The sequence below is a fragment of the Streptomyces phyllanthi genome (assembly GCF_009377205.1).
Lineage (GTDB): Bacteria > Actinomycetota > Actinomycetes > Streptomycetales > Streptomycetaceae > Streptomyces > Streptomyces phyllanthi.
The window spans coordinates 1-8947 of the sequence record NZ_VJZE01000389.1; the positions used below are offsets into that span (position 1 = coordinate 1).

Here is an 8947-nt window from a genome sequence, read left to right on the forward strand (position 1 = left end):
GCCCCCCGCACCGCACGCCGCACCCTGGACCTGCTGACCCGCGCCCATCTCCTCCAGCCCGCCCGGCCCGGGCGGTTCGGCACGCACGACCTGTTACGGGCCTACGCGGACCGCCTGTCCCGTACGGACGACTCCGAGGCCGAGCGGCAGCAGGCGCTCACCCGGCTGTTCGACCACTATCTGGGCGCGGCGGCGGCCGCGATGGACACCCTCTACCCGGCCGAGCGGCACCACAGACCCGCCGCCGCGCCACCCACGGCCACGTTGCCGGACATCGGCGACCCGGCCCGCGCACGGGCCTGGCTGGACGCGGAGCGCCCCACCCTGGCCGCCCTCTGCGCGGTGGCCGCCGACCGGGGCAGCCCCGGCCACGCGGTCCGGCTGGCCGCGCTGCTGTTCCGGTACCTCGACGCCGGCCATCACACGGAGGCACTGGAGATCCACCGCCACGCCCTGCGCGCCGCCGGGACGACCGGCGACCGCGCGGGCCAGGCCCACGCCCTGACCAATCTCGGTGTCGCGCACTGGCGGCTCGCCGACTCCGCCTCGGCCGCCGACCACCTCGTACGGGCCCTCGCCCTGCACCGTACGACGGGGGACCGCGCCGGACAGGCCAGGACCCTGTCCAACCTCGGCAACGTCCACTGGCGCCTGGGCAACCTCCCCGAGGCCGCCCGCGACCACCGGCAGGCCCTCGGCCTCTACGAGGACATCGGCGACCAGGTCGGCCGCGCCCGCACCCTCACCAACCTCGGCAACGTCTGCCTGCGCCTCGGTGAGTACGAGCAGGCCGCCGCGCACCAGCGGCAGGCCCTCGCCCTGCACGACCTCACCGGCGACCGGATCGGCCGCGCCCGCACCCTCACCCATCTGGGCAACGCCTGCTCACGGCTGGGCGAGTACGAGCAGGCCGCCGCGCACCAGCGGCAGGCCCTCGCCCTCTTCCGGCAGCTCGGGCACGCCGGCGGCGAGGCGTACGCGCTGTCCGGTCTCGGCGATGTCCGGCTGGGTCAGGGGGACTTCGAGGCCGCGGCCGCCCACCAGCACCACGCCCTCGACCTGTTCCGCGAGAACGGGGAGCGCTACGGCGAGGCGTCGGCGCTCAACGGCCTCGGCGAGGCGCTCCACGCCGCGGGTCGCCACGAGGAGGCCCTCGCCCACCACACCACCGCCGCGACGGTCGCGGCCACCACCGGCGAGACCGACCAGCGGACCCGCGCCCACGCGGGTGCCGCCCACGCCCGCCAGGCCATGGCGGCGCCGGGGTCCGCCGCAGCGGCCGGGACCGCGGGAGCGCCCGGCCTGCGTCCCGTCACGGGCCGCCCGGTCGTCGTTCAGCCGCCCGTGACCGCGCCCAGGCCCTGACCCCCGGCGCCTCGGATCTCCTCGGCGTCCAGGCGTTCGGCTGTGCGCTCGGCCGTCCGGCGGGCCCAGGCGCCGGTCGTCAGCGCGCCCAGGACCAGTACCGAGAGACCGCAGCCCGCGATGATCCACCAGCCGGGGACGGCCGCCGACACGAAGGTGTCCCGGTACGAGGACGCGCCCACGCCCGCCGCCAGCACCGCGCCGATCACCGCGACGCCCAGCGTCTGGCCCAGCTGCCGGCTGGTGGAGGCCACGGCGGCGGCGACGCCCGCCTGTTCGCGGGGCATACCGGAGACGGCCGTGTTGGTGATGGGGGAGTTCACGAAGCCGAAGCCCACGCCGAACAGGAGGTACCCGACGAACAGCGTGACGTTCGACGTCTCGGCCTCGAAGACGGCGAAGAGCAGCCCGCTCGCGCTCATCGCGCACCCGGCGAGCAGCAGTGGCAGCCGCGGGCCCCGGCTGCCGACCAGCCGGCCGGACAGGGGCGCGCACAGGAACGACGGCAGCGCCATCGGGAGCATCCACAGACCCGCCTCCAGCGCGTTCAGACCGCGCACGTTCTGGAGGTACAGCGTCGACAGGAACAGGAAGCCGCCGAGCGCCGCGAACGCGCTGATCGCTATCACCGTCGCCCCGCTGAACGGCGCCGAGCGGAAGAAGCGCAGCTCGATGAGGGGTTCGGCGCGGCGCGGCTCGTACCAGAGGAGGCCGAGCAGCGCGGCGAGCGCGAGTCCGGCGAACGGCAGGACCGCGGTGACGCCCGCGATGGGCGCCTCGATGATCGCGTACGTCAGGGACCCGAACAGGGCGATCACCAGCAGCTGTCCCACCGGGTCCACGCGGCGGGCCCGGCGCGCGCGGGACTCGGGGACGAAGCGCAGGGTGAGCAGGAGCGCGGCCAGACCGACCGGCAGGTTGAGCCAGAAGATCGAACGCCAGCCGACCGACTCCACAAGCAGCCCCCCGACCAGCGGGCCCGCGGCCATCGAGATACCGACGACCCCGCCCCACGCACCGATCGCACGGGCCCGCGCGCGCGGTTCCGTGAAGGTGTTGGTGATGATCGACATGGCCACCGGGTTCAGCATCGAACCGCCCACCGCCTGCACCATCCGGAAGACGACGAGCGCGTCCAGGGTCGGGGCGAGGGAGCAGAGCGCCGAACCGACGGTGAACACGACCAGCCCCGCCATGAAGACGCGTTTGCGGCCGATCCGGTCCGCGGTCGACCCCGCGAGCATCAGCAGCGAGGCGAGCACGAGCGTGTACGCGTCGATCGTCCACTGCAAGCCGGTTACGCTCGCGTCCAGATCCTCTTCCATCGCCGGCAGCGCGACGTTGAGGACGGTGTTGTCGAGGCTCACGATCAGCAGGCTCATACAGCAGATCGCGAGCACCAGCAGGCGCCGGCGGTGGCTGAGCTCAGGCATACGCTCCATCGTACGCGCAAATCAATAGTGCGCCTAACTAATGACTGGAGTCACGGCGCGTCGTACGTGACAATGGGGCCATGTCCACGCCCACCGTCGCCCCCACGAGTCCCCTCCGGATCGGCCCGCACACCGTCCAGCCCCCCGTCGTGCTCGCGCCCATGGCCGGCATCACGAACGCCCCCTTCCGCACGCTGTGCCGCGAGTTCAGTGTGGGCAAGGGGCTGTACGTCAGCGAGATGATCACCACGCGGGCGCTGGTCGAGCGCAACGACAAGACCATGCAGCTGATCAGGTTCGACGCGTCGGAGACACCGCGCTCGATCCAGCTGTACGGCGTGGACCCGGTGACCGTCGGCAAAGCCGTCCGGATGATCGCGGAGGAGGACCTGGCCGACCACATCGACCTCAACTTCGGCTGCCCGGTCCCCAAGGTGACCCGCAAGGGCGGCGGCTCGGCCCTCCCGTACAAGCGGAACCTGCTGCGCGCGATCCTCCGCGAGGCCGTGAGCGGGGCCGGTGACCTCCCGGTCACCATGAAGATGCGCAAGGGCATCGACGACGACCACATCACCTACCTCGACGCCGGCCGCATCGCCGTCGAGGAGGGCGTCACGGCCATCGCGCTCCACGGCCGCACGGCCGCCCAGCACTACGGCGGCACCGCCGACTGGGACGCCATCGCCCGTCTGAAGGAGCACGTGCCCGAGATCCCGGTCCTCGGCAACGGCGACATCTGGTCGGCGGACGACGCGCTGCGGATGGTGCGGGAGACGGGCTGTGACGGAGTCGTGGTCGGGCGCGGCTGCCTGGGCCGCCCGTGGCTGTTCTCGGACCTGGTGGCGGCCTTCGAGGGCCGCACGGGGGCCCGTGCCGGAGGCACTGACGGATACAGCGCCCGCCCGGCACTCCGCGAGGTGGCCGACGTCATGGTCCGCCACGCCACCCTCCTCGGCGAGTGGCTCGGCGACGAGTCGCGCGGCGTCATCGACTTCCGCAAGCACGTGGCCTGGTACCTGAAGGGCTTCGCGGTCGGCTCGGAGATGCGCAGGCGCCTCGCCGTCACCTCCTCGCTGGACGAACTCCGCGGCGGGCTGGACGAGCTGGACCTCGACCAGCCGTGGCCGGCCGGCGCGGACGGACCGCGCGGCCGTACGTCCGGCAACAACCGGGTGGTGCTCCCGGACGGCTGGCTCAAGGACCCGTACGACTGCGCGGGAGTGAGCGAGGACGCGGAGCTGGACACGTCGGGGGGATGACCGGTGCGACCGGTGCGGGAGGCCCCGCTCAGACCCCGCCCACCGCGGTGAGCAGCGCCAGTGGCGCCGCGGCCGCCCGGGACTCCCGTACACAGGCGTGCGGATACGGAACCGGCTCCGGGTGCGTGTCGCGCCCGTACCCGGCAAGCACCTCCGGCAGACGGTGACCCGTCGCCGTCGCCGCGTCCACCAGCCCCCGCGCCACCGTACGGGCCTCGTCGTGCAGCCCGTACCGCGCCAGCCCCAGCGCGATGAGCGCGTTGTCGTGCGGCCACACGGAACCCCGGTGGTACGACAACGGGTGATACGCGGGCTGCCCGGAGGCGAGCGTCCGCACACCCCAGCCCGAGAAGAAGTCGGGCTCCAGCAGCCGCCGGCCCACCAGCTCGCCGTACTCCTTGTCCAGCAGCCCCGACCACAGCAGGTGCCCCGCGTCCGAAGCGAGAGCGTCGACCTGGTTGCCCGCGCCGTCCAGGGCCAGCGCGGCGAACCCGTGTTCCTCCATCCAGAAGTCCCGCTGGAAGCGGTCGCGGAGGTCGGCCGCCGCCTGCTCCAGGAGCGCCGCGTAGACCTCGTCCTCCCAGACCGTGCGGGCGAGATGGGCCGTGCGGCGCAGCGCGTCGTACGCGTACCCCTGCGCTCCCGCCGCCATCACCGGGCCGGTCGGGCGGCCGCCGTCCGCGGAGCAGATGGCGCCCGGGGAGTCCTTCCAGTTCTGGTTCGCGAGGCCGCCCTGGTCCGCGCGGTACACCAGATAGCCGCGGGAGGTGAGGCCGCCGTGGTCGAGCATCCAGCCGATCGCGGCGCGTGCGTGGGGCTCGAGGCGGCGGGCCGTCGTCACATCGCCGGTCTGCTCCACGTACGCGCCGAGGAGCACCAGGAAGAGCGGGGTCGCGTCCACCGAGCCGTAGTAGCGCCCGTACGGCACCTGCCCGAAGTGGGCCAGCTCCCCGTGCCGTACCTCGTGCACGATCTTGCCGGGCTGGGCCACCGCGTCCGGGCCCACCTCGGTGGCCTGCACGGCGGCGAGCGCGGGGAGGGTCGCGGCGGCGAGGCCGGGGCGGTAGGGGAGGGCGAAGAGCGAGGTGAGGAGCGCGTCGCGGCCCAGCAGCGTGAGGAACCAGGGGACTCCGGCCGCGGGGACGCGCAGCTCCTCCCCGTCCGGGCCCGTCGCGGGCACCTGGAGCACGGCGAGGTCGCCCAGGCCCCGCGCACAGGCCGCCGACAGCTCCGGCCAGCCGGCCGGGAAGGCCACGCCCTCCGCGAACTCGCCCTCCAGCTCCAGGAGCTGCTCGGTCGCGGCGGCGGGGGAGGCCGGCACCCGCGGCATCCGGGGCGCTCCGTGCGGGCGGGCCGCCACCCGCAGTGACAGCTCCGCCGAACCGTGCGGTTCGAGGTCGAGGGCCCAGACGAGGCGTCGGGCGCCCGTGCCCGTCTCCTCCACGGCGTCGGGCGCGGGCTCGGACGTGACGGTCGTGCAGGAGCGCCACTCGCCGCGCCGGTAGCCGAACTCCACGCCGTCGTCGAGGACCTGGCGGGAGCGTACGGCGCCGGTCTTGGCGTAGGTGCGGTGGTCGGAGCGCAGTTCGAACTGATCGGTGAAGTCGGCGTCCGCGGTGACGGCGACACGGACCGTGGCCGGCACCGGACGGTTGCTCGTGACGCGCAGCGACTCCACGAACGCGCCGTCGGCGACGGCCTGTTCGCGGAAGAGCGTGTACGCGGGCGGCTCCTGGCGGCCACCGCGCGGCACGAGGACGCACGCCGCGGTGTCACCGTCGGAGACCGGGCTGAGCGTCTCCGGCACGGCGCCGTCGACAGTGAGCTGCCAGCGGCTGAGGTGGCGGGCGTCCCGCACGAACAGCCCGTCCGGGGAGCCGCCGCCGCGCACCCCGCTGATGTCGCCGCCGTCGCCCACGGCCGCGAACGTCCCGCCCCGCACGAGCAGATGCTGCCGGTCCGTCATCCCCGGTCTCCTCCCTTGTCGCTGATGCCGTGCGTGCCGATGTCGTGCGTGCCGATGTCGTGCGTGTCCATGTCGTGGAGCAGGTCGAGCGTGAGCGCGGCGGTCCAGCCGAAGCCGGGCGCCCCGCAGGGCTCGCCGGTGTACGGGTCGACGTACTCGGCGAACCCGGACGTGCCGGCGGTGCGCAGGAACTGCCCGCGCAGCTCGTCGGCCCGCGCCCGCTCCCCGTGCAGCCGCAGCCCGCGCTCCACCAGCCAGGCCGTGTTGAACCAGGAGGGCCCGCGCCAGTAGCGGTGCGGATCGAAGGCCTCGCCGGTGAGGTCGTAGCTCGGTACGAGACGGGCCGCGCCGCCGACCCCGAAGTGCGGACCGCTCGCCGTACGGACGAGTGCCGTCACGAGGTCGCGGGGCAGGGTCGGCAGCAGCAGCGGGATCAGCCCGGAGACGGCGCGCTCGGGGATGAGCTCGCCGGTGCCGGTGCCGGTGCCGGTGCTGGTGCCTGTGCCTGCGCTGACACCTGTGCCGACGTCCCGGCAGAAGAACATGCCCTCCGCCGCGTCCCACAACCGGTCCACCAGGGCCGCCGTCAGCCGCTCGGCGCGTGCGTGCCGGGCCGTACCGGAGGCGCCGAGCTCGCGCGCGATACGGGCGAGCGCGTGCTCGGAGGCGATGAGCAGCGCGTTGAACGCCGGGTCCTCCACCGCGAACCGGCCCGCCCGTCTCCCACCACCGCCCTCGACCGAGGCCCTGCGGGCCGCCCCTTCGTCCGGCCCGTCCTCGTAGCCCCGGTCCCGGTAGTCCGTCGCCAGCCGCACGTACCGCCCGTAGTCCAGGTCCGTCGGCCGGTCCTCGGGCGCGCCGTGGTCCAGGTCGGCGCGGCGGAAGGAGCGGGCCGGGGCCGGGGGGACGCGGGAGAGCGGGGCGTCCCAGCACGGGGAGTTGTCCATGCCCTGCTCCCAGGGGTGGACCACCGAGGCCAGACCGCCCCCGCCGAGGTCGCGGCGGTGCAGCAGATAGCGGTGCCAGGCGGCCAGGCGCGGGTACACCCGGGGCAGGAAGGCGCGCGCCCGGGACAGGCCCGGATCGGCCTGGTGGACCAGCCACGCGGCCAGCGCGTGCACCGGTGGCTGCACGATGCCCGAGGTCTGTACGGTGCGCGGGGCGCCCACGGCGCGCCCCGCGGTCGAGGAACGCCAGAAGTCGGGGCTCGGGAAGTACGCGTCCAGCGGCACGGAGGGGTTGAAGACGATGTGCGGGATCCGGCCGTCGCCCCACTGGGCGCCGAGCAGCGTCTCCAGCTCCGTCTGCGCCCTCAGCGGCGACAGATGGCGCAGCCCGATCGCGATGAACGCCGAGTCCCAGGACCACTGGTGCGGATACAGGCCCCGCGAGGGGACGGTGGAGGTCCCCGTCCAGTTGCGCTCCAGCACGTGGGCCGCCCGGCGGTGCAGGGAGCCGGCCGGAGCGGGAGAGGCCGGTGCCGCCGGGTCGTATACGCCCGTTCCGAAGCGCGTCAGCCCGTCCGGACCGTGCGCGAGCTGGGTGGTGGTGCGGTCCACGCAGTGCTCCCCGAGGACGTCGAGCCGACCGGTTCGGCAGTGGCTACCGTAGGGTTACGTCTATTTAACACGCAAAACCCAGGATGTAATGCAGAGTTGGTGAACGCAAGGGGGTGCGCATGGGTGGAAGGAGCGTGAAGGTGGGCAGCCACGCCGGTGCCGGAGATCTGCTCGAACTGGTCCGCAGCGGCCGGGCGACCACGCGCGGCGCGCTCCAGCAGGCCACGGGCCTGTCCCGGGCCACGGTGGGCCAGCGCCTCGACCGGCTGTTCCGGGCGGGCTGGCTGCGCGAGGGCGCGGGCGGCCCGGTGGGCTCCCCGTTGGGAGGGCGCCCCTCCATCACCCTGGAGTTCGACGACGAGCACGCCGTCGTCCTGGCCGCCGACCTCGACACGCGCCACGCCCGTGCCGCCGTCCTCTCCCTCGGCGGCGAGATCCAGGCCGAGCACTCGGGCACCCTGGTCATCGAGGACGGCCCGGACGCCGTACTGGACGAACTGGGCCGCTGGTTCGCCGAGTTGCTGGAGAAGGCGGGCCGCCCGGCGGACGCGGTGTGCGGCATCGGCCTCGCGGTCCCCGGCCCGGTCGACAGCGACACCGGCCGTGTCGTCCAGCCGCCGATCATGCCGGGCTGGGACGGCTACGACATACGTGACCGGCTGGCCCGCGCCTTCGCGGGGCACGCGGGCGGCCCGGCCGGCGTCCCGGTCCTCGTCGACAACGACGCCAACCTCATGGCGTACGGCGAACAGCGCGCCGGCTACCCGGACTGCTCGGCCTTCGCCCTGGTCAAGGTCTCGACGGGGATCGGCGCCGGAATGGTCGTCGACGGCGCGATCTACCGCGGGATCGACGGCGGCGCGGGGGACATCGGGCACATCCGGGTGCCGGAGGGCACGGACGCGCTGTGCAGGTGCGGGTCGTACGGCTGTCTGGCCGCCGTCGCGAGCGGCGGCGCCGTGGCCCGCAGGCTCGCCGAGTCGGGCGTCCCGGCGGCCTCGGGTTCGGACGTGCGGGATCTGCTGACCTCGGGACACCCCGGCGCGACGGCGCTCGCGCGGGAGGCCGGGCGGTGCGTCGGCGACGTACTGGCGACGGTCGTGACCCTGCTGAACCCCGGCGTCCTGATGATCGCCGGGGATCTGGCCGGTACCCCCTTCCTCACCGGGGTGCGTGAGCTGCTGTACCAGCGTGCGCTTCCCCGCTCCACGGCTCACCTGGACGTGGTGACCTCGCGGCTCGGGGACCGGGCGGGCCTGGTGGGAGCGGGCGCGCTCGTCGTGGAGCACCTGTACGCCCCGGAGCGGGCGGAGGAGCGGCTGGCGGCGTTGGGGGTGTGAGGCGTGGCCCGGGGTGGCCTGGGGG

6 protein-coding genes are annotated in these 8947 nt (G+C 74.3%); 3 read left to right on the forward strand and 3 right to left on the reverse strand.

Going from position 1 to position 8947, the window contains the following annotated elements:
• The coding region (locus FNH04_RS35355) for a tetratricopeptide repeat protein (RefSeq protein WP_152789941.1) at positions 1 to 1365 on the forward strand (1365 nt) is incomplete at its 5' end.
• On the opposite strand, the gene FNH04_RS35360 is transcribed toward FNH04_RS35355, so the two are convergent.
• Complete coding sequence (locus FNH04_RS35360; protein ID WP_152789942.1) at positions 1335 to 2798, reverse strand: MFS transporter; 1464 nt, start codon at positions 2796 to 2798, stop codon at positions 1335 to 1337. The two genes, FNH04_RS35355 and FNH04_RS35360, sit on opposite strands and share 31 nt — an antisense overlap.
• A gap of 80 nt (positions 2799 to 2878) precedes the next feature.
• Between FNH04_RS35360 and dusB the strand changes: the two genes are divergently transcribed.
• Complete coding sequence (gene dusB, locus FNH04_RS35365) at positions 2879 to 4057, forward strand: tRNA dihydrouridine synthase DusB (RefSeq protein WP_152789943.1); 1179 nt, start codon at positions 2879 to 2881, stop codon at positions 4055 to 4057.
• Between the two features lie 28 nt (positions 4058 to 4085).
• Here dusB and FNH04_RS35370 read toward each other — a convergent pair whose 3' ends face one another.
• Both FNH04_RS35370 and FNH04_RS35375 read right to left on the reverse strand, forming a co-directional pair.
• Positions 4086 to 6023: an amylo-alpha-1,6-glucosidase gene (locus FNH04_RS35370; RefSeq protein WP_152789944.1), complete on the reverse strand. Its 1938-nt coding sequence runs from the start codon at positions 6021 to 6023 to the stop codon at positions 4086 to 4088.
• On the reverse strand, positions 6020 to 7582 hold the full coding sequence (locus tag FNH04_RS35375) for an MGH1-like glycoside hydrolase domain-containing protein (RefSeq protein ID WP_386573520.1): 1563 nt from the start codon (positions 7580 to 7582) through the stop codon (positions 6020 to 6022). The genes FNH04_RS35370 and FNH04_RS35375 overlap by 4 nt, the downstream gene beginning before the upstream one ends.
• Before the next feature lie 119 nt (positions 7583 to 7701).
• Between FNH04_RS35375 and FNH04_RS35380 the strand changes: the two genes are divergently transcribed.
• Complete coding sequence (locus FNH04_RS35380) at positions 7702 to 8922, forward strand: ROK family transcriptional regulator (RefSeq protein ID WP_152789945.1); 1221 nt, start codon at positions 7702 to 7704, stop codon at positions 8920 to 8922.
• The last annotated feature ends 25 nt before the right edge of the window (positions 8923 to 8947 follow it).